Annotated in this window: 19 protein-coding genes, 2 tRNA genes and 1 pseudogene; 15 read left to right on the plus strand and 7 right to left on the minus strand. The window is 60.7% G+C overall.

Annotated features, from left to right (window positions below; all coding sequences use genetic code 11):
• Nucleotides 1-23 precede the first annotated feature (23 nt).
• The 8 genes from ACOYXG_RS22220 to ychF all read left to right on the plus strand — a co-directional run bounded on the left by ACOYXG_RS22220 (nucleotide 24) and on the right by ychF (nucleotide 6,944).
• Entirely contained in the window at nucleotides 24-1,748 is a 1,725-nt protein-coding gene (locus ACOYXG_RS22220) for a tetratricopeptide repeat protein (RefSeq protein WP_096797286.1), read from the plus strand.
• Nucleotides 1,749-1,751: 3 nt separating this feature from the next.
• Nucleotides 1,752-2,369 (plus strand): lipoprotein insertase outer membrane protein LolB, encoded by a 618-nt coding sequence (gene lolB, locus ACOYXG_RS22225; protein ID WP_095136807.1) that lies wholly within the window; start codon nucleotides 1,752-1,754, stop codon nucleotides 2,367-2,369.
• A gap of 3 nt (nucleotides 2,370-2,372) precedes the next feature.
• Nucleotides 2,373-3,224 carry a 4-(cytidine 5'-diphospho)-2-C-methyl-D-erythritol kinase gene (gene ispE / locus ACOYXG_RS22230; protein WP_460354010.1) on the plus strand — a complete coding sequence of 284 codons (852 nt, stop codon included), beginning with the start codon at nucleotides 2,373-2,375 and terminating at the stop codon, nucleotides 3,222-3,224.
• A gap of 37 nt (nucleotides 3,225-3,261) precedes the next feature.
• Nucleotides 3,262-3,336, plus strand: a tRNA-Gln gene (locus ACOYXG_RS22235).
• A gap of 45 nt (nucleotides 3,337-3,381) precedes the next feature.
• Nucleotides 3,382-4,323 carry a ribose-phosphate pyrophosphokinase gene (locus ACOYXG_RS22240; protein WP_003171603.1) on the plus strand — a complete coding sequence of 314 codons (942 nt, stop codon included), beginning with the start codon at nucleotides 3,382-3,384 and terminating at the stop codon, nucleotides 4,321-4,323.
• A 141-nt stretch (nucleotides 4,324-4,464) separates the two neighbouring features.
• Complete coding sequence (locus ACOYXG_RS22245; protein ID WP_007967646.1) at nucleotides 4,465-5,067, plus strand: 50S ribosomal protein L25/general stress protein Ctc; 603 nt, start codon at nucleotides 4,465-4,467, stop codon at nucleotides 5,065-5,067.
• Between the two features lie 169 nt (nucleotides 5,068-5,236).
• On the plus strand, nucleotides 5,237-5,821 hold the full coding sequence (gene pth, locus ACOYXG_RS22250) for an aminoacyl-tRNA hydrolase (protein ID WP_003228164.1): 585 nt from the start codon (nucleotides 5,237-5,239) through the stop codon (nucleotides 5,819-5,821).
• Between the two features lie 22 nt (nucleotides 5,822-5,843).
• Nucleotides 5,844-6,944, plus strand: coding sequence for a redox-regulated ATPase YchF (ychF, locus tag ACOYXG_RS22255; protein ID WP_047599160.1), 1,101 nt, complete (start codon nucleotides 5,844-5,846; stop codon nucleotides 6,942-6,944).
• A 187-nt stretch (nucleotides 6,945-7,131) separates the two neighbouring features.
• On the opposite strand, the gene ACOYXG_RS22260 is transcribed toward ychF, so the two are convergent.
• Nucleotides 7,132-8,349, minus strand: a complete 1,218-nt coding sequence (locus tag ACOYXG_RS22260; RefSeq protein ID WP_460354015.1) for an MFS transporter — start codon at nucleotides 8,347-8,349, stop codon at nucleotides 7,132-7,134.
• Nucleotides 8,350-8,680: 331 nt separating this feature from the next.
• Here ACOYXG_RS22260 and ACOYXG_RS22265 point away from each other — a divergent pair, with 331 nt between their 5' ends.
• Both ACOYXG_RS22265 and ACOYXG_RS22270 read left to right on the plus strand, forming a co-directional pair.
• Nucleotides 8,681-10,738, plus strand: coding sequence for a methyl-accepting chemotaxis protein (locus tag ACOYXG_RS22265; protein ID WP_460354017.1), 2,058 nt, complete (start codon nucleotides 8,681-8,683; stop codon nucleotides 10,736-10,738).
• 115 nt (nucleotides 10,739-10,853) lie between these two features.
• Nucleotides 10,854-10,930: transfer RNA gene (locus ACOYXG_RS22270), tRNA-Met, on the plus strand.
• A gap of 109 nt (nucleotides 10,931-11,039) precedes the next feature.
• On the opposite strand, the gene ACOYXG_RS22275 is transcribed toward ACOYXG_RS22270, so the two are convergent.
• A complete protein-coding gene (locus tag ACOYXG_RS22275; protein WP_097086256.1) occupies nucleotides 11,040-12,149 on the minus strand; it encodes a DUF2817 domain-containing protein in 1,110 nt (369 codons plus the stop codon).
• Nucleotides 12,150-12,419: 270 nt separating this feature from the next.
• On the opposite strand from ACOYXG_RS22275, the gene ggt reads away from it, so the two are divergent.
• Complete coding sequence (gene ggt, locus ACOYXG_RS22280) at nucleotides 12,420-14,252, plus strand: gamma-glutamyltransferase (RefSeq protein ID WP_460354020.1); 1,833 nt, start codon at nucleotides 12,420-12,422, stop codon at nucleotides 14,250-14,252.
• Nucleotides 14,253-14,332: 80 nt separating this feature from the next.
• On the opposite strand, the gene ACOYXG_RS22285 is transcribed toward ggt, so the two are convergent.
• The 4 genes and pseudogenes from ACOYXG_RS22285 to ACOYXG_RS22300 all read right to left on the minus strand — a co-directional run.
• Entirely contained in the window at nucleotides 14,333-14,965 is a 633-nt protein-coding gene (locus ACOYXG_RS22285) for a LysE family translocator (RefSeq protein ID WP_150368466.1), read from the minus strand.
• 75 nt (nucleotides 14,966-15,040) lie between these two features.
• Nucleotides 15,041-15,640, minus strand: coding sequence for a flavin reductase family protein (locus tag ACOYXG_RS22290; RefSeq protein WP_150368465.1), 600 nt, complete (start codon nucleotides 15,638-15,640; stop codon nucleotides 15,041-15,043).
• Nucleotides 15,641-15,793: 153 nt separating this feature from the next.
• The gene (locus tag ACOYXG_RS22295) at nucleotides 15,794-16,354 is read right to left on the minus strand and encodes a methyl-accepting chemotaxis protein (protein ID WP_371917798.1); all 561 of its coding nucleotides are present in this window, start codon (nucleotides 16,352-16,354) and stop codon (nucleotides 15,794-15,796) included.
• Nucleotides 16,334-17,158, minus strand: a pseudogene (locus tag ACOYXG_RS22300) (PAS domain-containing protein); the annotation flags it as partial. The gene ACOYXG_RS22295 and the pseudogene ACOYXG_RS22300, both read right to left, overlap by 21 nt.
• A gap of 191 nt (nucleotides 17,159-17,349) precedes the next feature.
• Here ACOYXG_RS22300 and ACOYXG_RS22305 point away from each other — a divergent pair.
• The gene (locus ACOYXG_RS22305; RefSeq protein WP_460354023.1) at nucleotides 17,350-18,720 is read left to right on the plus strand and encodes a GntT/GntP/DsdX family permease; all 1,371 of its coding nucleotides are present in this window, start codon (nucleotides 17,350-17,352) and stop codon (nucleotides 18,718-18,720) included.
• A gap of 6 nt (nucleotides 18,721-18,726) precedes the next feature.
• On the opposite strand, the gene ACOYXG_RS22310 is transcribed toward ACOYXG_RS22305, so the two are convergent.
• Entirely contained in the window at nucleotides 18,727-20,040 is a 1,314-nt protein-coding gene (locus ACOYXG_RS22310) for an MFS transporter (RefSeq protein ID WP_098968455.1), read from the minus strand.
• A gap of 349 nt (nucleotides 20,041-20,389) precedes the next feature.
• On the opposite strand from ACOYXG_RS22310, the gene ACOYXG_RS22315 reads away from it, so the two are divergent.
• The 3 genes from ACOYXG_RS22315 (at nucleotide 20,390) to ACOYXG_RS22325 (ending at nucleotide 25,438) form a co-directional block, all read left to right on the plus strand.
• Nucleotides 20,390-21,808 carry a short-chain fatty acid transporter gene (locus tag ACOYXG_RS22315; RefSeq protein WP_460354026.1) on the plus strand — a complete coding sequence of 473 codons (1,419 nt, stop codon included), beginning with the start codon at nucleotides 20,390-20,392 and terminating at the stop codon, nucleotides 21,806-21,808.
• Between the two features lie 198 nt (nucleotides 21,809-22,006).
• Nucleotides 22,007-23,704, plus strand: coding sequence for a molecular chaperone HscC (locus ACOYXG_RS22320; protein ID WP_003228190.1), 1,698 nt, complete (start codon nucleotides 22,007-22,009; stop codon nucleotides 23,702-23,704).
• A gap of 12 nt (nucleotides 23,705-23,716) precedes the next feature.
• Nucleotides 23,717-25,438, plus strand: coding sequence for a J domain-containing protein (locus ACOYXG_RS22325; RefSeq protein ID WP_460354030.1), 1,722 nt, complete (start codon nucleotides 23,717-23,719; stop codon nucleotides 25,436-25,438).
• Nucleotides 25,439-25,469 lie beyond the last annotated feature (31 nt).

Here is a 25,469-nt window from a genome sequence, read left to right on the forward strand (position 1 = left end):
CAGGTTAGTCGTCCTCTTCCTATATGAATAGATCTTCCGCGTTGCTCCTTGCTTTTGTCTTCCTCAGCGGCTGCCAGGCCATGGCACCCGTTTCGCCGGACGGTACCCCGCCGGTCGAAGACACCGCGTCCACGCCTGAAAAACCCAAGGTTTACAGCTCGTTCAGCGAGGAAACCGTTTTCAGCCTGCTGAGCGCCGAACTCGCCGGCCAGCGCAATCGGTTCGACATTGCCCTGGACAACTACGTAACCCAGGCGATCAATACTCAGGACCCGGGGGTTTCCGAGCGCGCGTTCCGCATCGCCGAATATCTCGGTGCCGACCAGCCTGCGCTGGATACCGCACTGATCTGGGCAAAAAACGCTCCGGACGACCTCGAAGCGCAACGCGCCGCCGCCGTGCAACTGGCCCGCGCCGGGCGTTATGACGACTCCATGGTTTATATGGAGAAAGTCCTGCAGGGCAAGGGCGACACCCATTTCGACTTCCTCGCGCTGTCGGCCGCCGATACCGATCAGGAAACCCGCAACGGCCTGATGAAAAGTTTCGACCGTCTGCTGCAGCGCCACCCGAAGAACAGCCAGCTGATTTTCGGCAAGGCCCTGCTGCTGCAACAGGACGGCGACAATAAAGCCGCCCTGACACTGCTCGAAGACAACCCGCCGGAAGAAGGCGAGATTGCGCCGATCCTGCTGCGCGCGCGTCTGCTGCAAACCATGAATCGTGGCGACGAAGCCCTGCCGCTGTTGCGGAAAAGCATCAAGAAATACCCGGACGACAAACGCCTGCGCCTGACTTATGCGCGCACGCTGGTTGAACAGGACCGGATGGATGACGCCAAGGTCGAGTTCTCCACCCTCGTTCAGCAATACCCGGAAGACGACGAACTGCGTTATTCGCTGGCACTGGTGTGCCTGGAAGCCAAGGCTTGGGACGAGGCCAAGGGTTACCTGGAAGACCTGATCGCCCGGGAAAGCCACGTTGACTCGGCGCACCTGAACCTCGGTCGCATCGCCGAAGAACGCAACGACCCGCAGGGCGCGCTGATCGAATACGCGCAGGTCGGCCCGGGCAACGACTACCTGCCGGCGCAACTGCGTCAGGCCGATATTCTGATGAACAACGGCAAGACCGCCGAAGCCCAGAGCAAACTCGCCGCCGAACGCGATGCCCAGCCGGATTACGCGATCCAGCTGTATCTGATCGAATCCGAAACCCTGTCGGCCAACAAACAGGACGACAAGGCCTGGAAAACCCTGGATAAAGCCTTGCAGCAATACCCGGACGATCTGAATCTGCTCTACACCCGGGCCATGCTCGCGGAAAAACGCAATGATCTGGCACAGATGGAAAAAGACCTGCGCCTGATCATCAAGCGCGACCCGGACAACGCCATGGCGCTCAATGCGCTGGGCTATACCCTGTCCGATCGCACCACCCGCTACGCTGAAGCCAAGGCCCTGATCGAACAGGCGCACCAGATCAATCCGGAAGACCCGGCGGTACTCGACAGCCTCGGCTGGGTGAATTTCCGCATGGGCAATCTGGACGACGCCGAGAAATATCTGCGTCAGGCGCTCGAGCGTTTCCCGGACCACGAAGTCGCCGCGCACCTGGGCGAAGTTCTGTGGGTCAAGGGCAATCAGCGCGAGGCCAAACAAGTCTGGGGCAAGTACCTCAAAGATCAGCCCGACAGCACCATCCTGCGCAGCACCATCAAGCGCCTGACCGGATCCGAGACTCTTTAACTCATGTTTTTGCGCCACGTTATTGTTTTCAGCTTCATCGCCCTGCTCGCCGGTTGCGCGGGTTTCGGCGCTCGCGAATCGGTCGAGGGCCACGGCAGTCCGGCTCAGTGGGCCGCGAACAAACAACAGCTGACCGGCCTCGACGGCTGGCAGATCGACGGCAAGATCGGCATTCGCGCGCCAAAAGACTCCGGCAGCGGCACGCTGTTCTGGCTGCAACGCCAGGACTACTACGACATTCGCCTGTCCGGCCCGCTGGGTCGTGGCGCGGCACGTCTGACCGGGCGCCCGGGCAAGGTTTCGCTGGAAGTCGCCAATCAGGGCCGCTATGACTCCGAGTCACCGGAAGCGCTGCTCGAAGAGCAACTCGGCTGGAAGCTGCCGGTATCCAATCTGGCCTGGTGGGTCCGTGGCCTGCCGGCCCCCAGCAGCAAAAGCCGTCTGACCCTCGATAACGACAGTCGCCTGGCCAATCTGGAACAGGACGGCTGGAAGGTCGAGTACCTCAGCTACGCCGAGCAAAACGGTTACTGGCTGCCCGAGCGGATCAAGCTGCATGGCACCGATCTGGACGTGACGCTGGTGATCAAGACCTGGCAACCGCGTAAATTGGGGCAATAAAGCATGACCGCTCCACGCCTGACGCTGCCGTCGCCGGCCAAGCTCAACCTGATGCTGCACATTCTCGGGCGCCGCGCGGACGGCTACCACGAATTGCAGACGCTGTTTCAGTTTGTCGATTACGGCGACGAAATCACCTTCGCCGTGCGCGATGACGGCTTGATTCATCTGCACACCGAATTCGCTGGCGTGCCCCACGACAGCAACCTGATCGTGCGCGCGGCGAAAATGCTTCAGCAACAGTCCGGCTGCATACTCGGCATCGACATCTGGATCGACAAGGTGCTGCCCATGGGCGGCGGCATCGGTGGCGGCAGCTCGAATGCGGCGACCACCCTGCTCGGCCTCAATCACTTGTGGCAATTGGGCTGGGATGAAGATCGCCTCGCGGCATTGGGCCTGTCGCTCGGCGCCGACGTGCCGGTTTTCGTCCGTGGTCACGCGGCATTTGCCGAAGGCGTGGGCGAGAAACTGACCCCGGTCGAGCCCGAAGAACCGTGGTATCTGGTGCTTGTGCCGCAAGTCTCTGTAAGTACGGCAGAAATTTTTTCCGATCCTTTGTTGACACGTAACACGCCGCCCATTAAAGTGCGCCCCGTTCCCGAGGGAAACAGTCGAAATGACTGCTTGCCGGTGGTTGCAAGGCGTTATCCAGAAGTACGTAACGCATTGGATTTGTTAGGTAAATTTACCGAAGCAAAACTCACCGGAACTGGAAGTTGTGTGTTTGGGGGCTTCCCAAGCAAAGCTGAAGCTGATAAAGTCTCGGCCCTTCTGACAGAGACCCTTACAGGGTTTGTAGCGAAAGGAAGCAACGTTTCGATGTTGCATCGCAAGCTGCAAAGTCTGCTCTAAAAGGAATCAAGTGCAAGGCACTTGAAGCAACAGATACAGGGGCGTCGCCAAGCGGTAAGGCAGCAGGTTTTGATCCTGCCATGCGTTGGTTCGAATCCAGCCGCCCCTGCCATTTTCTATACTCATCCAGGTTACCCTCAGCCTCTAGGTACTGCGCGTGTCCAAGATGATGGTCTTTACGGGGAACGCTAACCCCGATCTGGCTCGGCGTGTTGTACGTCAGCTGCATATCCCTCTCGGTGACATCTCTGTCGGTAAATTTTCCGACGGTGAAATTACTGCCGAGATCAATGAAAACGTTCGCGGCAAAGACGTTTTCATTATTCAGCCGACTTGCGCTCCGACCAACGATAACCTGATGGAACTGGTAGTGATGGCTGATGCCTTCCGCCGCTCCTCGGCTACTCGTATTACTGCTGTTATTCCTTATTTTGGTTATGCCCGTCAGGATCGCCGTCCGCGTTCCGCACGTGTGGCTATCAGCGCTAAAGTCGTTGCTGACATGCTCACCGTAGTCGGCATCGACCGTGTTCTCACGGTTGATCTGCATGCTGACCAGATTCAGGGTTTCTTCGATATTCCTGTAGATAACATCTACGGCTCCCCGGTTCTGGTGGATGACATTGAAGATCAGCGCTTCGAAAACCTGATGATCGTGTCCCCGGACATTGGTGGCGTCGTGCGTGCACGGGCTGTTGCCAAATCCCTGGGCGTGGATCTCGGGATCATCGACAAACGCCGTGAGAAAGCCAATCACTCTGAAGTGATGCATATCATCGGTGATGTCGAAGGGCGTACCTGCATTCTGGTCGATGACATGGTCGATACCGCCGGCACTCTGTGCCACGCGGCCAAGGCCCTGAAAGAGCATGGCGCAGCCAAGGTCTTTGCCTACTGCACACACCCTGTGCTGTCGGGTCGGGCCATCGAGAATATCGAAAATTCCGTGCTGGACGAGCTGGTGGTGACTAACACCATCCCGCTGTCCGCTGCAGCACAAGCCTGTGCACGTATCCGTCAACTGGATATCGCACCGGTTGTTGCCGAAGCGGTTCGCCGCATCAGCAATGAAGAATCGATCAGCGCGATGTTCCGTTAAGGGCCCTGCCCTTCTCGAAATGTCTCGTTGACGAAAAGCGCCCCGCCCCGGCATTCCTGTCGGGGCGGGGCTTTTTTGCCCATACCGTGTTTGGCGCTGGTCGCAAACGCCACTCGGTCATGGCTATTTTGGAGATACAAAATGAACGATTTTACTCTGAATGCTGAAGTGCGTTCCGACCTGGGGAAAGGTGCGAGCCGCCGCCTGCGTCGTCTCGCCGCTCTGGTTCCAGCTGTTGTTTACGGTGGCGACAAAGCCCCTGAATCCATCAGCATGCTGGCCAAAGAAGTTGCCAAACTGCTCGAAAACGAAGCGGCTTACAGCCACATCATCGAGCTGAACGTTGGTGGCAAGAAACAAAACGTCGTCATCAAAGCTCTGCAACGTCACCCGGCCAAAGGCCACGTGATGCACGCTGACTTCGTACGCGTTGTAGCTGGCCAGAAACTGACCGCTATCGTTCCTGTGCACTTCATCAACGAAGCTGCTCCAGTGAAGAAAGGCGGCGAAATCTCGCACGTTGTTGCCGAGATCGAAGTTTCCTGCCTGCCAAAAGATCTGCCTGAGTTCATCGAAGTCGACCTGGCTAACGCTGAAATCGGCACCATCGTTCACCTGTCGGACCTCAAAGCTCCTAAAGGTGTCGAGTTCGTTGCTCTGGCACACGGCGATGACAAGGCAGTAGCCAACGTCCACGCTCCACGTGTTGCTCCAGAAGCTACCGAAGAAGGCGCAGCAGAGTAATTTCACTCTGTTCGTCGGAGTGAGTGAAACATCGCGGACTGGAACGTAGCGAGAAAGCGGGCGGGAACGCGGAGTTTACATTCATGGTAAATGAGCAATTTTCGTCCACTTTCGCCGCCTTCACTGATCGCGGCGATGTTAACCACCACTCCAAGGAAGGGCCCCTATCGTGACTGCCATCAAACTGATCGTTGGCCTGGGTAATCCAGGCGCTGAATACGAACAGACCCGGCATAACGCAGGGGCCCTTTTTGTTGAGCGCATCGCTGCCGCGCAAGGTGTGAACCTTGTGGCCGATCGCAAATATTTCGGCCTGACCGGACGCTACTCGCATCAGGGTCAGGATGTTCGTCTGCTGATTCCCACCACCTACATGAACCGCAGCGGCCAGGCCGTGGCGGCACTCGCCGGTTTCTTCCGCATCAAGCCTGAAGAAATCCTGGTGGCGCACGACGAACTCGACCTGCCTCCGGGCGTCGCCAAGCTCAAGCAGGGCGGCGGCCATGGCGGTCACAACGGGTTGCGCGACATCATCGCGCAACTGGGCAATCAGAATACTTTCTACCGCCTGCGGCTTGGCATCGGCCACCCGGGCGTCGCCAGTATGGTTTCAAATTTCGTCCTGGGTCGTGCGCCACGCGCCGAACAGGAAAAACTCGATGCCAGCATCGACTTTGCCCTCGGCGTGCTGCCGGATATCCTCGCCGGTGAATGGAACCGCGCGATGAAAAACCTGCACAGCCAGAAGGCCTGACTCTAATCCGAGGGGAAACACCATGGGATTCAATTGCGGCATCGTCGGCCTGCCTAACGTCGGCAAGTCCACCCTGTTCAACGCCCTGACCAAATCCGGTATCGCGGCCGAGAACTTCCCCTTCTGCACCATCGAGCCGAACAGCGGCATCGTGCCGATGCCGGATCCGCGCCTGGAAGCCCTGGCGGCCATCGTCAATCCGAAGCGCATCCTGCCGACCACCATGGAATTTGTCGACATCGCAGGCCTGGTGGCCGGCGCCTCGAAAGGTGAAGGTCTGGGCAACAAGTTCCTGGCCAACATCCGCGAAACCGACGCCATCGCTCACGTGGTGCGCTGCTTCGAAGACGACAACGTGATCCACGTGTCCAACAGCGTCGACCCGAAGCGCGACATCGAAATCATCGACCTGGAACTGATCTTCGCCGACCTCGACAGCTGCGAGAAGCAACTGCAGAAAGTCGCGCGCAACGCCAAGGGCGGTGACAAGGACGCCGTGGTTCAGAAAGCTCTGCTTGAGCAACTGATCGCGCACTTCACCGAGGCCAAGCCTGCGCGCAGCCTGATGAAGAACATGAGCGCTGACGAAAAGTCGGTGATCAAGGGCTTCCACCTGCTGACCACCAAACCGGTCATGTACATCGCCAACGTCGCTGAAGACGGTTTCGAGAACAACCCGCACCTGGACGTGGTCAAGGCCATCGCCGAAGAAGAAGGCGCTATGGTGGTTCCGGTGTGCAACAAGATCGAAGCGGAAATCGCCGAGCTCGACGACGGCGAAGAGAAAGACATGTTCCTCGAGGCTCTGGGCCTGGAAGAGCCTGGCCTGAACCGCGTGATCCGCGCCGGCTACGAAATGCTGCACCTGCAGACCTACTTCACCGCCGGTGTCGAAGAAGTCCGCGCCTGGACCGTCCGCGTCGGTGCCACCGCACCACAAGCTGCTGGCGTGATCCACACCGACTTCGAAAAAGGCTTCATCCGCGCCGAAGTCATCGCCTACAACGACTTCATCCAGTACAAGGGCGAAGCCGGTACCAAGGAAGCCGGTAAATGGCGCCTGGAAGGCAAGGACTACATCGTCAAAGACGGCGACGTGATGCACTTCCGCTTCAACGTGTAAGCGACACGCCCAAGAAAAAGCCGCGTTTGATACGCGGCTTTTTTGTGCCTTACAGATTTGTTTGCAACACCACCAATCCCCCTGTGGGAGCGGGCTTGCTCGCGAAGGCGGTGGGTCAGCCACATTAATATCGACTGATATACCGCATTCGCGAGCAAGCCCGCTCCCACTGTTGGAATTGTGTAGGTCAGGTTTTTTTGGTGCGCGGCAGGAAGATCGCCAGCACGCCAAACAACGGCAAAAAAGAGCACAGGAAATACACGTACTCGATCCCGTGCGCATCCGCCAGATGCCCCAGCAGCGCCGCACCAATCCCGCCGAAACCAAACATCAAGCCGAAGAACACCCCGGCGATCATCCCGACATTGCCCGGCACCAGTTCCTGCGCGTAAACCACAATCGCCGAGAACGCCGAGGCGAGAATGAAGCCGATCACCACGCTGAGGACAGTGGTCCAGAACAGATCGACGTGCGGCATTAGCAACGTGAACGGCGCCACGCCGAGGATCGAAAACCAGATCACCGCCTTTCGCCCGATCTTGTCGCCGATCGGCCCGCCAAAGAACGTCCCCGCCGCCACCGCGCCGAGAAACAGGAACAGGTGCAGCTGTGAACTGGCCACCGACAGGTCGAACTTCTCGATCAGGTAAAAGGTGAAATAGCTGGTGAGGCTGGCCATGTAGAAATACTTGGAAAACACCAACAGCCCCAACACCACCAGCGCACTGATCACCCTGCCCTTCGACAACCCGTGAGTCGCCGCCTGCCCGGCCTTGAGCTTGAACAGATTCAGGTGATGGGCGTACCAGCGGCTGATGCGATACAGCACGAACAGCGCAAACACCGCGAACAGACCGAACCACGCCACGTTGCCCTGACCGAACGGAATGATGATCGCTGCCGCCAGCAACGGGCCGAACGCAGAACCGGCGTTACCACCGACCTGGAAGGTCGACTGCGCCAGACCGAAGCGCCCGCCCGAGGCCAGCCGCGCGATCCGCGAAGCCTCGGGATGAAAGGTCGAGGAACCGATACCGATCAGCGCCGCTGCCAGCAGAATCAATGGAAAACTGCCGACCACCGACATCATCACGATGCCAATCAGCGTGCAGATCGAACCTGCCGGCAACAGCCACGGTTTCGGATGGCGATCAGTGTGATAACCGACCCACGGCTGCAACAGCGACGCGGTCAACTGGAAGGTCAGCGTGATCAGGCCGACCTGGGTGAAGCTCAAGCCATAGTTGGCTTTGAGCATCGGATAGATCGACGGCAGCACCGACTGAATCAGGTCGTTGATCAAATGCGCCAGCGCCACCGCGCCGATGATACGCATCACCAACGGGCTGCTTTGCGGAGGAGCGGACGCCGAGGCAGCGGCGGTCTGAGCGTTGCTGATAGCCATGAAAGTTTCCGTACAGCAGATGGGTGCACGCAGGCAGGTGCGTCAATGTGCCATTTTTCGGTGCGCCAGCGCCATCCCCTTAGCCAGCTAACTAACTGACTGACCGTCGCACGAAGTGATAGCGCAACGCCATGGTCTGAATCTTGCCTTGCTTCTCCCCTCGAACGCGGCGGCCTTACAAAGGCCTCCGAGAATGGGAAGTTTCGCTACAGAGCCGGCCTACAGAGCGGGCGAGAGTGAACTTTCGAGGCCTTTTAGCAGGGCACGACATCCAGGTCGCACGACCGCGATGCACGCCATTGGTGCGTGGTGTCCAGAGGAGTCATGAGGCATGCAGGCTTTCTTGTCACCGGGGATCAAATTGCTGGGGCGGTTTGGATTCGCGCGTAAATTCCAGTTGTTGTTTCTGCTGTTCATTCTGCCGTTGGCCGGCAGCCTGTTGATGATCGGCCAGGACTATCGCAACAAGCTCAACCTGATTTCCGGTGAACGTGCCGGGGTGCGCCAATTGCTCAGCCTCGATGCGCTGGACAACCTGCTCGCCGCCCAACGTGACCGCGCTGCTCGCTGGCGCGCCACCGAAACCAATCGCCAGCCAACCCCGGCGACCCTCGCCGCCATGGCTACGTTCGACGCGGTGCAACCAGCCGTCCAGCAAGCCACCAGTGATTTGGGCAACGCGCTGAAAAATGAAGGTGCCGAAGGCGAAACCCTCGCCCGCTATCAAGCCCTGCAAACCGCGCTCGCTGGTCTGGATTCGAAAAGCCTGAGCGGCGTCGGCTGGTGGCCGGACGGTTACGACCGCTTTACCAACGCCCTCAGCGCCCTGCAAGCCTTGCGCGAGCAAATCGTCATGGACAACCGCCTGACGCTGGCGCCATGGCTGGAAACCTATCTGCTGACGCAGATCTCCACGCAGCACGCACCGGATCTGATCGAGCGCGTGGGTCGACTCGCCGCCGTCGGCCAAGCTTCGGTGGTCTCGGGACAGTTCACCCTGCAAAGTCGCTTGCAACTGCGCGATCTGCGTGGCCGCATCGGCGACGCCCGCGAGCAGCTTGTCAAAACGGCAGGCTTGCTCGAAGCGCGCCTGCCGAGCGATTTGCAAACCTGGGCCGGTCAGTACCACGACAGTCTCAAACGCCTCGATGCCGGCCTGAAAGTGCTGGATGACGGCGTGTTCGGCGGCAGCATTACCCTCAAACCCGAAGATTTCGAACGCAGCCTCGACGCCCTGCTGAGCGATCTTGCGTCGTTGCGCCAGCAATCGCTGCTGTCGCTGGATCAGCGCCTGGACGCCTACCACGCGTCGGCGATTCGTCAGTTCATCGTGGTCGCCGCCGTGTTCGGTTGCCTGTTGCTGGCGGCGCTGTACCTGTTCGTCTGCCTGCAGGCTTCGATACGCCGCAGCGCCAGCGGCATTACCCTGCTGGCCGAGGCCCTGCGTGACGGCAATCTCAGCCTGCAAGTGCCGGTGGTGGGCCGCGATGAGCTGGCGGCGATCAGCACCGCGCTCAACGTCGCGGTGGTGCAACTGCGCGCGAGCATGCTCGGGGTCGATCACGAAACCTCACAACTGAGCCACGCGGTGCGCAGCCTCAACGATCATTCCAGCGGCGCGCTGAGCGAAGTCGAAGCGCAGCAGTTGCAGATCAGTCAGATCGCCGCCGCTGCCACGCAACTGGCCACCACTTCGCAAGGTGTGGCGCAGAGTTGCGAACAGGCGTCCGGCAGCGCCCAGCACACCCGGCGCATCGCCGCCGACAGCAGCCGCGACAGCCAGCGCACCACGGCGAGCATTCAGCAACTTAACCAACGCCTCAACGAAACTGCCGCCGCACTCGGTCGAGTCAGTGAGCAGGGCCAGCAGATTCAACTGGTGGTCGACACCATCCGTGGCGTCGCCGAGCAGACCAACCTGCTGGCGCTCAACGCTGCGATCGAGGCGGCACGCGCCGGCGAACAGGGACGCGGCTTTGCCGTGGTCGCCGATGAAGTGCGCAGCCTGTCGCAGCGCACCCAGTCATCGACCGCGCAGATTGCCGGCACCGTCGACAGCTTGCGCGCCACGGTCAACGAAGCGGTGAGCCTGATGGAGGCCGCGTGCGGCCAGGCACAATCGGATGCCGAAGCCGTGACCGGTCTTGGTGAACGTCTCGGCGAAATCGCCAGCGCGGTGCAAAGTGTCACTGACACCCTGGCGCAGATCGCCACCGCCGTTGAGGAACAGGCGAGCACCGCCGATGAAGTCAGCGGCAATATCCAGCAGGTCGATCAGGCGGCGATGCGTTTGCTTGAAGGTGCGCGGGCGGTGAACCTCGCAGCGGACACGCTGAGCCAAGGCAGCCATGCGTTGAGCGCCAATACCGCGAGATTCCAGCTGCGTTGACGCCCTGCCCAGCCCCGATTTCCGGGGTCGGAGGATAAGCGGTTGAAAATAAGAAGAAATATTTTAAATTTACGCTTGACGCTTTTCCATTTCAGGGGAATAATGCGCGCCACTTGGCTACATAGCTCAGTTGGTTAGAGCATAGCATTCATAATGCTGGGGTCCGGGGTTCAAGTCCCTGTGTAGCCACCAAGTACTAAAAACGGCTTACCGAAAGGTAGGCCGTTTTTTTATGCCTCGAGAAAACCGCCCTTTGTGGTGAGGAGATAAATCCCTCACCACAATGCCAATCCTGACCTATTCAGGTCTGCTCTGCCGACAGGGCCATCAGCCCCTTCGCCCAGATCTGCCGAGTACGCAACCCGACCATCGCCCGCCAGTCCGGATCGGCCGGATAGAACTGCTCCAGCAGTTTCAACTTGATCGCCCGCCCCGTCGCATCCAGCGGATCGCCATGCAGATGCAACCAGTGATCATCGCGCAAATAACGATGCACCTCCGGTCCCGGATACGTTCCGCATTCGATCACGAACGGCATCAGTTGCACGCCCGGCAACGCATTGAGCAATGCCTGTGAGGTGTAGCCGGTAGCCGTCGCGGCGACACCGGTTTCGCTCAACGTTTCGGCGCCGGTGTGCAAGGTGTACAACCATGGGCCGTAGATCGACTGTGCTTGCGCCAACGCCGGGTAAGGCGCCTGGGTGATGGTCAGCAACATCGGATGCCCGTACTCCCCTGCCCCGGTGTGCAGGTCGAAACACATCACGGTTTGCGCGCCTGCCAGATGCGCGTCGATGATCTGATGCAACGTGCGATTAGACCAACTCGGCGCGCGGCCGCCATAGAACAGTCCATCGGGATGGCTATGCTGACCGCCCTCGACAATCGACATCACCGCCGGCCAGCCGTGTTCGGCAATCTGTGCGTCGAGCAAAGCGTCGGTGCGCTTACGCTCGGGGCCGTGCAACTCGGTGCAGGCGTAGATCTCGTGCAGCGTGGCGTAGGCGCGGTTGTCCGGTAGCGATCCTGCGAAATCCAGGTGATTGCGGTTGAGGTCGATATTGTCTTCGTTGACCCGCCGCAGCCACGCGGTGCCCCACGGGTTGATCAGGTGAATCATCACTACCGCGACATCCTTAGGCAGCGAGCCCGGCACGAAAGTCTTCAGCCAGTCGATCTGGCAATCCGAGCCGTAATAGCCCTCGACTCCGTGAGTGCCGCTGAGCGCCACCAGCCGGCGCTTTGCCTGCGGATTACCGAGCACCGCGACATCGGTGCTCAGGGGCTCGCCAAAGGGGCCGCAACGCGGGTGCGCATACGAAGTGAGCGTGGCGCCAGCGGCGTTGGCGGCGGCAAGAAACCGTTCACGTTGATCGCGGTAACTGGACTCGGTGGGAAACTCGCTGTGCATATCGGCCTCTTGTGTTTTTTATGGCTTGACCTTTGTAGGAGTGAGCCTGCTCGCGATAGCGGTGGGTCAGTCAACTTGGATGTTGAATGTTATGACGCCATCGCGAGCAGGCTCACTCCTACAGGGGGATATTTGCGGTCGTTCTATTGAGTTTGACCCTAGCGAACATCCGCCCGAAAAAGAAAGACAAAAATGCCCACCGGTTTGCGTCGCGACCGAGCGGTCGATAAAGTCCGTCAGACCTTTCACCCCACGGACGGAGAGCCCCACGTGTTTCCAGCCCTGCCCCTGAGCCGCTTTCGCCTGCCTGCCCTGACGCTGATCATCAGCGCCCTGACCCTCACCGCGTGCAACGCCCCGCCCTCCTCGACCTTGCCGCTGGCGCCGGAAGCCGCTTCCGGTTACCGCACCGACCTGCAGACCCGCCGCGCCAGTAAACACATGGCCGCTGCCGCCAATCCGCTGGCTACCGAGGCCGGTCGCGAGATGCTGCGCAAGGGTGGTTCGGCCATCGACGCGGCGATTGCCATGCAAGCAGTGCTGACTCTGGTAGAACCGCAATCCTCCGGGATCGGTGGCGGCGCGATGATTGTGTTGTGGGACGGCAAACAGGTGCGCACCTACGACGGGCGCGAAACCGCCCCGGCGGGTGCCACCGAGAAGCTGTTCCTGCAGGCCGACGGCAAACCGATGCCGTTCCCGCAGGCGCAGATCGGCGGGCGCTCGGTGGGTACTCCGGGCGTGCTGCGTGCGCTGGAAATGGCACACAAACAACACGGTCGCCTGCCATGGGCCACGCTGTTTGAGCCGGCGATCAAACTCGCCGAGCAGGGCTTTGCGATTTCACCGCGCCTGCATTCGCTGCTGGAATCCGACCCGGTAATCCGTAAATCGCCGGACATGGCCGCCTACTTCCTCAACCGCGACGGCAGCGTCAAAGCCGTCGGCACGCGTCTGCAAAACCCGGCATTGGCCGCCGTGCTCAAGCGCATCGCCACCGAAGGTCCGGACGCGCTGTACAAAGGCCCGATCGCCGAAGAGATCGTCGCCAAGGTGCAGGGCCACGCCAATCCCGGCAGCCTGTCACTGAATGATCTTCAGCGCTATCAGGCCAAGGAGCGCGCGCCGCTGTGCACCGACTATAAACGCTGGCAGGTCTGCGGTATGCCGCCGCCGTCGTCGGGCGGGATCGCCGTGGCGCAGATTCTCGGCACCTTGCAGGCGCTGGAAATCCGCGACCCGCGTCTGTCGCTGACACCGCTCAAACCGCTGAAAACCGACAAACCCGCCGGCATCGAACCGGCACCGCAAGCCGTGCACCTGATCGCAGAAGCCGAACGCCTGGCCTACGCCGACCGCGCGCAATACGTGGCCGATACCGACTTCGTCCCGGTGCCGGTCAAAGGCCTGGTCGACCCGGGTTACCTCGCCAGCCGCGCCAGCCTGATCGGCGAGCGCAGCATGGGCAGCGCCAAGCCGGGCACACCGCCGGGCGTGCAGGTGGCCTACGCGCCGGATCGCTCGCCGCTGCGCATCTCCACCTCGCAAGTGGTGGCGGTAGATGACCTCGGTGGCGCGGTGTCGATGACCACCACCATCGAAGCAGCGTTCGGCTCGCACCTGATGGTGCAGGGCTTTTTGCTGAACAACCAGATGACCGACTTCTCGTTCATCCCCGAAGAGAACGGGCAGAAAGTCGCCAACCGCGTCGAACCCGGCAAACGCCCACGCTCGTCGATGGCGCCGACGCTGATCTTCGACCGCAACAGCGGCGAATTCCTCGCCAGCGTCGGCTCGCCGGGCGGTTCGCAGATCATCGAATACGTGGCCAAGACCACCGTCGGCCTGCTCGACTGGAACCTCGACCCGCAAAGCGCCATCAGCCTGCCCAACTTCGGCAGCCGCAACGGCCCGACCGAACTGGAACAAGGCCAGTTCAGCCCGGCACTGATCCAGGCGTTGAAAGATAAAGGGCATGTGGTGAATGAAATCGACATGACCAGCGGCACGCAGGCGATCGTGCGGGTCAAGGATGCGCAAGGGAAAGCCTCGCTGGAAGGTGGCGCGGATCCACGGCGTGAGGGGGAAGCGTTGGGGGATTGAGGTTACGCAGGAAAAACAAAAGGCTTACCGCGAGGTAAGCCTTTTTTATGCAACGGGTTTAACGCGCAATATCACCCGGCTCAGCGATTAGCCACCAAATGCGCCCCAAACAGCAAATAACAACCACCGGCCAAACGATCCAGCCATTGCCGCGACCGTTCGTAAACACTCGCGATCCGGCGGCTGGCGAAGAACAGCGCGACGCTGCAATACCAGCTGAACGACAGCGTGGCCATGGTCAGCACGGCCAGCGTCAGCAGTAGCGGCGGGACGTGGGCCGGCATCGCGGTGGCGAAGATGGTGGCGACGAACAGTGCCGACTTGGGGTTGGTCATGTTGCCCAGAAAGCCCCGCCCGTAGGCGCCCAGCAGGGTCTGTTGCGACTCATCCAGCGTACCGGCGGCAATCGGCGCTTTGCGTTTGAACTGCTTGAGGCCGAGATAGATCAGGTAGCAGCCACCGGCGATCTTGAAGCTCAGGTACAGGGTTGGCGCCGCGCTGAACAAGGTCTGAATACCCAAGCCGCCGGCAAGGCCCCACAGCACGGTTCCGCTGGCGACACCGAGCGCCGCGACCACACCATGACGGCGCGAGCGGCTGACCGCCAATTGGGCGATGTTGAAAAAGTTCGGGCCGGGGGTGACCACCGCGACCGTCCACAACAGCGCCAACGACAGCAACGGGGCGAGATAGCTGGAAAGCGAAAGGTCCATGGGGCGAGCGCCTGATTGGTTCGACAATGCCCCACACCTTGCTACATCCGGCACGCGTTTTCCATCAGATGCAGGTCACAGCGGCAGGGTTTTACCGTCCACCGCATCGCCAATCGTCAGGAAATGCCCGCCGGCCACGTGGTGCAGCGTGCGCAAACCGTCGTGCCCGTCGAAATGCCAACGCCCATCGCTGAACACCCGTTCATCAGCCTGAGCGGCGATGACTTCGGCGAGGAACAGGTCATATTGCTCGTGGTTGCGCGGTTCGGGCAGCAAGCGGCATTCGAGCCAGGCCACGCAGCCTTCGAGCAACGGCGCCTCAACGATTTCACCGGTAAAGGTTTGCAAGCCGTAAGCCTGAAACTTGTCCAGCTCCTGATTCTGCCGGATCTCCAGCCCCGAGGTATTGCCGACGGTTTGCACGATGTCAGCCTGATTGACGCACGGCACGTTGAGTACAAAAGTGCCGGACGCTTCAAGCAACTGGCGGGTCCAGGTGGACTTGTCGAGGACGACCGCGACTTTCGGCGGTTCGAAATCCAGCGGCATCGCCCAGGCGGCGGCCATGATGTTGCGCTGGCCGTCATGGGCAGCGCTGACCAGCACGGTCGGCCCGTGATTGAGCAGACGATAGGCTTTGTTCAGGGGCACCGGGCGGCGGTGGGAAGCACTCATGGGGATCTGCTCCGGGGAAAAAGGAACAGATTGTAGCGCCACCTGCAACTGTAGGAGTGAGCCTGCTCGCGATCGCAGTAGTTCAATCAACATGGAGGTTGAATGTCAGACCGATATCGCGAGCAGGCTCACTCCTACAGGGTTTAGTACAGGTCAGTTAGAGAGTTGATTGGCGAACTGGCCGACCGCATCCACCACTTTCTGCGCGCCGTCCTGGATCTCGACGATCACCGTGCCCGCCTCCGCCGCCAGCGCCAGGCCCTGCTCGGCCTGCAGCTTGCCGTCGGTCATCAGGGCCACGGCGTTGCGCGCCATTTCCTGGTTCTGCCGCACCACGGTGACGATCTCTTCGGTCGCCTGACTGGTGCGCGAGGCCAGTTGTCGCACCTCATCGGCCACCACCGCGAAGCCCCGGCCCTGTTCGCCGGCACGGGCTGCTTCGATGGCGGCGTTGAGCGCCAACAGGTTGGTCTGTTCGGCAATGCCGCTGATGGTTTTGACGATGGTACCGATCACCTGCGACTGCTCGTTCAGTGCCTCGATGCCCTCACCAGCCGCCTGCATGTGGCGCGACAGATCACGCATCACATTCACTGCCTCGGTGACCACCGTAGTGCCCCGTTGCGCGGTGCTGTCGGTTTGCTGCGAAGTGCTGTAGGCAATGCTGGCCGCGTCGGCTACCGCTTGTTCGCGGTTGACCTGATCGGTAATCACCGTGGCGAACTTCACCACTTTGTACAGTTTGTTGTTGGCATCGACCACCGGGTTGTAGGACGCCTCCAGCCACACCGTACGACCATGGCTGTCAACGCGCTTGAAGCGGTTGGCGACAAATTCGCCGTTGTTCAGGCGACGCCAGAAATTCTGGTACTCGGCGCTGTTGTATTCCTCGGGAGTGCAGAACATCCGGTGATGTTTGCCTTTGATCTGCGCCAGGCTGTAACCCATGCCCTGCAGAAAGCGCTCGTTGGCATTGAGCACGTTGCCATTGAGGTCGAACTCGATCACCGCCGTCGAACGCACCAACGCGCCGATCAGGTTTTCGTGTTCGCGGGAGGCTTCGATGGTGCGGGTCAGGTCGCTGGAGAAAATCGAGAAATGCTTGATCCGCCCGTCCGAGGAACGCACCGGTTGCACGATGGAGCGCAGCCACGCCTCTTCGCCGTTACCGCGCAGCAGGCGCACTGCGCCAGCGAAATGCTCGCCACGGGTCAGTGCGGCCTTGAAACGGTGATGAAAGTCGTCGGCCTTCACGTGCGCCGGAACGATATCTTCAATGGCGCGCCCCACCAGATCCTGGCTCTTGTAGAGCATCTCGCCAAGGAAGTTCTGATTGACCGACTGAATCCGGCCATCGGGTTCCAGGGTCAGCACCAGCATCTCGCTTTCCAGGCTTTCCTTCACTTGCAGCAGGCTGGAGAGTTCTTCACGAAGCGTAGCCAGCTCTTGCTTGAGGCGTTTGTTGAACATGGGAAAGTACCGATAGGCAGGGTAGAAAGCGGGATGCAGCTTAACCATCGGCCTTGGAAAACTTTTCTGAAGAGCGTTTGAGACCGGCCAGTCAAAAATAATCCCGCCGGGCTTTTACTCCTATCGATCACTCCACTGAGCCGTTACAAAAGCCGCCGCTCTGGCCCGGCCACTTCAGGTATTCTCAGGTCAAATTGCAACAACATGTTGCAGGTAACCGCCCGATAAGGAGTGCCGTTTTGGATTTATCGACCGCTGCCTGGATGGTGCATGACACCCGCCTGATTCTTTGCTGCCTGCTGGCGATTGCGACGATTATCGTGTTGATCAGCGCCACCAAACTTCCACCTTTTCTCTCGATCCTGATCGGCACCTTTATTGCCGGTGTCGGCGCAGGTTTGCCGCCAGAGGATGTAGCGAAGGCGTTCAGCAAAGGCGCCGGGGCAATTCTCGGTGAGGCCGGAATCATCATTGCCCTGGGTTCAATGCTCGGCGCACTGATGGCCGAGTCCGGCGCTGCCGACCGTATCGCCTCGACGCTGCTCGGGCTGGGCAAAGGCAAGTCCCTGCCGTGGGTCATGGCGTTGGTGGCGATGGTGATCGGCCTGCCGCTGTTCTTCGAAGTGGGGCTGGTGATGATGGTGCCGATCATCTTCGTCATGGCCCGTCGCTCGGGTCAGCCATTGTTGAAAATCGCCATTCCGGCGCTGGCCGGGATGACCACCCTGCATGCCCTGATGCCGCCGCATCCCGGGCCGCTGATCGCGGTCAGTGCGTTGCATGCCGACCTGGGGCTGACCATGTTGCTGGGCTTCAGCATTGCGATTCCGGCGGTGATTCTGGCGGGGCCGATCTACGGCAACTGGCTGTCGAAACGCATGCACGTCGATGAACCAGCAGAGCTCGGCGCACTGTTCAGCGCCCCGCCGAAAGCGCCGCGCCAGCCGAGTTTCGGCCTGTCGCTGCTGATCATTCTGTTGCCGGTGCTGCTGATGCTCGGCAGCACCCTGGCCAAAGTCGCGATGCCCCCCGAAAGCAGCGTCGCTCTGACCCTGAAGTTCCTCGGCGAACCGTTGGTGGCGCTGGGCATTGCGGTGATGGCGGCGGTGATCTGCCTCGGTTGGGCCAACGGCATGCCGCGCGAACAGGTCGGCGGCACGCTGCGCAAAAGCCTGGCGCCGATTGCCGTGTTGCTGCTGACCATCGGCGCTGGCGGCGGCTTGAAGCAGACCTTGCTGGACGCCGGTGTCAGCCAGACCATCAGCAAAGTCGCCGAAGGTGCACACATGCCCTACCTGCTGCTGGCCTGGCTGATTGCCGTGGCACTGCGTCAGGCTACGGGTTCGGCGACCGTCGCGACCACGACGACAGCGGGGATTCTGGCGCCGATGATGGCGGGGCTCGCCGCGACGCAAAGCTCACTGGTGGCGCTGGCGATTGGCGCCGGCTCCGTGTTCTTCTGCCACGTGAATGACGCCGGCTTCTGGATGGTTCGCGAGTACTTTGGCTTGCAACTCAAACAGACCATCTGGGTCTGGTCGATCCTGCAAACCATTGTCTCGGTGGTGGGACTGGTGGGGACGTTATTGTGGTGGCACTGGTTGACCTGACACTCGTCAGGAACAGGGCGCCACGGCTTGGCGCCCGACACTGCTCATGCGCGAACCGAAATACGCCGCGCTGACAATGCCGACTGCGCCCATCACCGCACAGAACATCACGCAGATCCACGGACTCCACGGCATCAGACCGATCAGCAACAGCGGTGTGATACTCGCCCACGCGGCGTAGGCAATGTTGTAGGTGAAGGAGATGCCCGACACGCGAATCCGCGCCGGAAACAGTCCGACCATCACCGATGGCACCGCGCCGACCACACCGCAGCCCAGGCCGGCGACGGCATACGCCAGCCCGACCCAATTGCCGCCCATGATCAGACAGCTATAAAGCACACCAATGCCCAACGGCAGCAGCAGGCTATAAAGCATGACCGTGCGCCAGGCACCGATGCGATCGACCAGCAATCCGGCAATCACACAACCGATGTTGAGAAAGACGATGCCCAACGCGCTCAGGGCGAAGGTGTGGCTGGCGGTCATGCCGAAGGTTTTCTGCATCATGGTCGGGGTGATGACCACGAACACCACCACCGCCGACGTCAGTACACAGGTCAGCAGCATCGCCGGCAACATCGCCAGACGATGTTCGCGCAGCACCGTGCGCAACGGCAGTTCGACCCGCGCTTCACGCTGGGCTTCCATGGCCATGAACACCGGGGTTTCGCTCAACCAGCGGCGCAGGTAGACACCGATCACGCCGAACACACCGCCGAGCAGGAACGGATAACGCCAGGCGTAATCAAGGATTTCCGCCGGGGTGAACACTTGTGCGAGAAAAGTCGCGGTCAGCGCGCCAATCAAGTAACCAAAGGTCAACCCGGCCTGCAAAAAGCCCAGCGCGTAACCGCGATGCCCGGCAGGCGCGTGCTCGGCGACGAACACCCAGGCGCTCGGCACTTCGCCGCCGACCGCCGCGCCTTGCAGGATGCGCAGCGCCAGCAACAGCAGCGGCGCGAAATAGCCGATCTGGGCATAAGTCGGCATGATCCCGATCAGCAGACACGGCAGCGCCATCATCAGGATGCTCAGGCTGAAGACCTTTTTTCGGCCCAGGCGATCGGCGAAATGCGCCATCAGAATACCGCCCAGCGGGCGCGCCAGATAACCGGTGACGAAGATCCCGAAGCTTTGCAGCAGACGCAGCCACTCGGGCATTTCCGGCGGGAAGAACAACTGGCTGAGGGTCAGGGCGAAGAACACGAAAATGATGAAATCGTAGATCTCCAGCGCCCCGCCGAGGGCCGCAAGACCGAGGGTCTTGTAGTCGGAGCGGCTGAACGGCGCCGGTCGGGCTGTGGATTGGGCAGTCATGGCAAAGAACTCTGGCAGGCAAAAAACCAAGGCGCCCATGGTCTACGCAAATCCGCCTGGGGACAACCCGTTAGACCATAGTCCCGGTATCGCAAAACCAGCTCACAAAACAGCCAGGCTTGATTTACTGTTTAAGCCTGTCCGGAGGAACCTGGCCAACGCCGACTGACCGGAGCGAACCCCGTGTGGGAGCGAGCCTGCTCGCGAAGGCGTCAGCCCAGCCAACTTCGATGTTGAATGTGCCGACCTTTTCGCGAGCAGGCTCGCTCCCACAGGGATCTCTGTGTTGTCGAGATGGGCGACCGTTCCTGCAGACCCACAATAACCATAAAAATCCGAGGTACTCCCTGTGGCCGTTGATATCGAAGATAGCCGCTCTGCGCGCTTTGCCTTGCGCTGTTCAAGCTTTGCCGAACGCTGGTTCCCCGACTCCTGGGTATTCGCCGCACTGGCGGTGATCATTGTCGCGCTGGCCACTTTGGCCATGGGCGCCAAACCCACCGATGCCGCGATGGCCTTCGGCGACGGGTTCTGGAGCCTGATCCCGTTCACCATGCAAATGGCCTTCGTGGTGATTGGCGGCTACGTCGTCGCCAGTTCGCCGCCAGCGGTCAAGCTGATCGACAAACTGGCGCGCATCCCGAAAAACGGCCGCTCTGCCGTGGCCTGGGTCGCGCTGATCTCGATGGTCGCCTCGCTGCTGAACTGGGGCCTGTCGCTGGTATTCGGCGGTTTGCTGGTGCGCGCCCTCGCCCGCCGCACCGATCTGAAAATGGATTACCGCGCGGCCGGTGCAGCGGCGTATCTGGGCCTTGGCGCGGTCTGGGCGCTGGGCCTGTCCTCATCGGCGGCGCAGTTGCAGGCCAACCCGGCGAGCCTGCCGCGGGCGATCCTGTCGATCACCGGGGTGATTCCGTTCACCCAAACCATCTTCCTCTGGCAATCCGGCGCCATGCTGCTGGCGCTGATCGTGATTTCGATCATCGTTGCCTACGCCACCGCGCCCGGCCCAAACTCTGCGCGCGATGCCAAGGATTGCGGCATCGACCCGGCGTTCAACCTGCCACCGCTGCAACCACGCACCCGACCCGGCGAATGGCTGGAGCACAGTCCGCTGCTGATCATTCTGCTGGTGTTGCTGGCGGCCGGTTGGCTGTTCCACGAGTTCTCGAGCAAACCGGCGATCACCGCGATTTCCGGGCTCAACACCTATAACTTCCTGTTCATCATGCTCGGCGCCCTGCTGCACTGGCGCCCGCGCAGCTTCCTCGATGCGGTGGCCCGGGCGGTGCCGACCACCACCGGCGTACTGATCCAGTTCCCGCTGTACGGCTCGATCGCCGCGCTGCTGACCACGGTCAAAGGTGCCGATGCGCAGACGCTGGCGCATCACATCTCGACCTTCTTCGTCAGCATCGCCTCCCACGACACCTATGCGCTGTTGATGGGCGTGTACTCGGCGATTCTCGGTTTCTTCATCCCGTCCGGCGGCGGCAAGTGGATCATCGAAGCGCCTTACGTGATGCAAGTCGCCAACGATCTGCAATACCACCTCGGCTGGGCGGTGCAGATCTACAACGCCGCCGAAGCCCTGCCGAACCTGATCAACCCGTTCTACATGCTGCCGCTGCTGGGCGTGCTCGGTCTGAAGGCGCGCGACCTGATCGGCTTCTCGTTCGTGCAATTGCTGGTGCACACGCCGCTGGTGCTGTTCTTGCTGTGGGTGCTGGGCACGACATTGGCGTATACGCCGCCGGTTATTCCTTGAATCAGTGCGGGGCGAGGTCAATCGGTCGACGCCCCGCCTTCCCTTCCTGACAGCGCTGCGTCGAGGCCGACATGGCTTTCTGTCGCAAATAATGGCTCAGCGCCATCATCGTCCTTTACCGCATTACCGCCTCGGTAATATCCTTGCGCGCCGAAAATATGTTTCATTTTTTTGCCAAGCGCCAAGGGAGTTGTTGCAATGATCGTAGGGATTGACCTGGGAACCACCAACAGCCTCGTCGCCGTCTGGCGTGGCGAATCCTCCGAATTGGTGCCCAATGCCCTCGGTCAGTTCCTGACACCGAGCGTGGTGGGGCTGGATGATCAGGGCCGGATTCTGGTCGGCCAGGCTGCGCGCGAGCGTCTGCACACTCATCCGCGCCTGACGGCGTCGCTGTTCAAGCGTCACATGGGCAGCGCCACGGAAGTCTATCTGGCGGACAAGGCGTTTCGTCCGGAAGAGCTGTCCGCGCTGGTGCTGAAAAGTCTGAAAGAAGACGTCGAACGGGCTTATGGCGAAACCGTCACTGAAGCGGTGATCAGCGTCCCGGCCTACTTCAGCGACGCCCAGCGCAAAGCCACGCGGATCGCCGGCGAGCTGGCCGGGCTGAAAGTCGAGAAGCTGATCAACGAACCGACTGCCGCCGCCCTCGCTTATGGGCTGCACCAACGCGACAAGGAAACCTCGTTCCTGGTGTTCGACCTCGGGGGCGGCACGTTCGACGTGTCGATTCTGGAGTTGTTCGAAGGGGTCATGGAGGTCCGCGCCAGCGCCGGCGACAACTTCCTCGGTGGTGAAGACTTCGACAGCGTGCTGCTGGAACACTTTATCGACCAGCACCGCTCGGTCGCCGACTTTCCTGACCGCAACAGCGTCATCCAGCCCCTGCGCCGCGAGGCTGAGCGTGTGCGCAAGGCCCTCGGCCAAGACAGCAGCGCCGAGTTCCGGCTGCAACTGGGTGACCGCCACTGGACCCACACCATCACCCAGCAAGAATTGGCGACGCTTTACATGCCACTGCTCGAGCGCCTGCGCGCGCCGATCGAACGGGCTCTGCGCGACGCACGCATCCGGGTCAGCGACCTTGATGAGATTCTGCTGGTCGGCGGTACTACCCGGATGCCGTTGGTGCGCAAACTTGCCGCCGGGTTGTTCGGCCGCTTTCCGTCGATCACCCTCGATCCGGATCAGGTGGTGGCGCAAGGCGCAGCCATTCAGGCAGCACTCAAGGCCCGCTCGGCCGCACTTGAAGAAGTGGTGCTGACCGACGTCTGCTCCTACACCCTAGGCATCGAAACTTCGACCCAGATTGGCCGCAATTATGAGGCCGGTCACTACCTGCCCATCATCGAGCGCAACAGCATCGTCCCGGTCAGCCGGGTCAAGACCGTGTACACCTTGCAGGACAATCAGGAGCAGGTGGTTGTGCGGATTTTCCAGGGCGAAAGCCGTCTGGTCAAAGACAACGTCGCGCTTGGCGAACTGGCGATCAAGGTGCCGAAACGCAAGGCCGGCGAAGTGTCCCTCGATGTGCGTTTCACCTATGACAACAACGGCCTGCTGGAGGCCCAGGTGAATATTCCGCTGACCGGGCAACAACATTCGCTGGTCATCGAAAACAACCCCGGCGTGCTCACGCCTGAAGAGATTCAGCAACGCTTGCAGAACCTCGCTCAGCTCAAGATTCACCCGCGCGAGCAACAGGTCAACACGCTGCTCAGTGCCCGTCTCGAACGGCTCTACCAGGAAAGCCTGGGCGACCTGCGCGATCAGATTGGCCATTGGGCCAAGCAATTCCAGATCGCGCTCGACTCGCAGGACGAGCGCCAGATTCGTGAAGTGCGCACCGAGCTGAGCAGGCACCTGAGCGAACTTGATCGCACGCCGTGGCAATAAGGGAGCGCTGACATGGATTGCTGGTCCTTCCTGCATTTGCCCGATGACGCTGACGTCCGCGATATCAAGCGCAGCTATGCACGCCTGCTGAAAACCTTCAGACCCGATGAAGATCCCGAAGGCTTCCAGCGCTTGCGTGAAGCCTACGAGCGCGCGTTGGCGATTGCCCAATGGCGCCTGGAAAACGCCGAACTGGAAGACGAGCAAGACACCGATGTCGCTGTCGCCACGGCGTCCAGCGCCTTTGCTGCGCTGGCGCTCGATAATGCCCTGGCCAACAGCTCCAGCCAGGCGAAAAACCAAGTGTGGGATTTCGCCGCTCTGGAGGTTTCGCCCGTCAGTCCGGCAGCCCCGGAGCCGTTTGTGCCGCCATCGAAGGACGACGCCCTGCGTGTCGAGCCGCTGGCGGCGAACGCGCAGAGTCTTGAAGCGCAGGCCGCATGGCGATTGCTTGAAGATCTGTCGCCAGACAACCTCGGCGAGCGCTGGGAGCAGGCGCAACAACAAGGCTGCGCCAAGGCATTCGAAAGGCTGTTGCTGCAATTATGTTTTGAGCATCCACAATTGCGCGGACCGGTACTGCACTGGGCCGTCGAGCAGTTGGGATGGTTGGGCCCCTGGCAAGAAGTGCTGATGAATGATCGCCAGCGCGACATGCTCGCCGAGAGCCTGATGTCCGACTATCGAAACGCCTTGCAGGCGCTGCTCGAAAGCCAGAGCGAGCGCGAATTCCTCAACTTGCTCAAACACTACAGCGGCCAGCCGTGGCTCCAGGTATTCGATCGCCGCGAGCAATGGCAACAAAATCTGCTGCATCTGCTCAACGACCATGAGTGGAGCGTGCCGCTGTTCGACCGTATCGGCCAATTGTTCGGCTGGGATCACACCAAAGGTCTGCACCCGCAACCGGACTGGCTTTGGGAAAAATTGATCGAACGCTGCAATCAGGAAAGTTTCTACGACAACCTGCGGGCCAAGGCTGAAAGCGATCGTACGTGGGCGGCCGACGTGCAGGCAGCGCATCTGTTGATCAACCCGCTCAAACCGATGCAGCAGAAGAAGATCATCGACGGCTTTGGTCAGAATGAATGGCAGGCCTGCCACGATCTGTCAGAAAAGCTCAAATGGCGCTTCCCGGAGCTGCTCGCGCGATTGCCCTACGCCGACGTTTTTTACTGGCGGCGATTTTTGCCACGGCCCATCGCCGACGAGACCTGGGTGCGGGTCTGGACGGCCATTGCCTTGGCGCTGTTCCTGTTCTATCTGGCTTCGCCACAAAAAGATGCGGCAACCCTGGCCTTCATTCCGCTGGGGTTAGCGTGTGTGCCGGTGTGGTTTTTTCGTTTTGCGCTGAGTTGGTGGGTGGTGCTGACGTCTCACGTGATCGTTGCGGATCTTTGGCTCACCGAAGGGCTGATTCCGCGCCGATGGAACCCTGACACCCGCTGGCTGGTAATACGCCACGGGTTACCGCAGGTGGTCATGGTGCTGCTGTTTTCGCTGCTGCTCGGGCCACTGGGCGCACTCACTTACGTGGGCGTGATCCTGATCGGACTGGTGCACAAACGACGAATCGGCTCGCTCGACCCGCAGCTGAGCAATAACCACCCCTGGCTGACCGCGCTGCACTGGGCGCACTTCAGTCCGCTGCAACTGCTATTTCTGGTGATGATGACCGCGATAACGGCGGCCAGCAGACTCGGCTATTCCTTGCACTCGTTGATGCCCGGCTAGAACAGCAGCGAGCTTTCGTTGCGCCTGTTGT

The organism is Pseudomonas sp. G3-39 (genome assembly GCF_054790485.1).